General features: G+C 70.1%; 1 protein-coding gene. It reads left to right on the top strand.

The window, feature by feature from the left end; all coding sequences use genetic code 11:
• Positions 1-9 precede the first annotated feature (9 nt).
• The coding region (locus tag CVH10_RS17195; RefSeq protein WP_369335847.1) for a 1-deoxy-D-xylulose-5-phosphate synthase N-terminal domain-containing protein at positions 10-505 on the top strand (496 nt) is incomplete at its 3' end.

The raw sequence follows: 505 nt of genomic DNA, 5'->3' as shown, positions 1-505 counted from the left end.
ATGGAATCAGTGTCACGGCAAGAAACCACGCAAGCGGGCCCTGTCTCTTCTGAGGCGACGGCGATCCTGGACGGACTGGCGGAGCCGGCGTCGCTTCGGCTTTTGCCGGAGAGCGAGCTGCAGGCGGTGGCCGACGCGGTGCGCACGGAGATGATCGACGCGGTCTCGGTCACGGGCGGGCATCTCGGCTCGGGGCTGGGGGTGGTCGAACTGACGGTGGCGCTGCACCACGTGTTCGACACGCCGGACGACCGCATCGTCTGGGACGTCGGGCACCAAGCCTACCCGCACAAGATCCTTACCGGCCGGCGCGACCGCATCCGGACCCTGCGCCAGCCCGGCGGGCTGTCGGGCTTCACCAAGCGGAGCGAGAGCGAGTACGATCCGTTCGGCGCCGCGCACAGCTCGACGTCGATCTCGGCCGCGCTCGGCTTCGCCACCGCCAACAAGCTGACCGGCGCGCCGGGCAAGGCGATCGCGGTGATCGGCGACGGCGCGATGTCGG

The sequence above is a fragment of the Halomonas sp. ND22Bw genome, from assembly GCF_003011945.1.
Classification (GTDB): domain Bacteria; phylum Pseudomonadota; class Gammaproteobacteria; order Pseudomonadales; family Halomonadaceae; genus Halomonas; species Halomonas halophila.
Note: the sequence above shows the minus strand (reverse complement) of the source record. Positions and strands in the feature narration are given on the sequence as shown.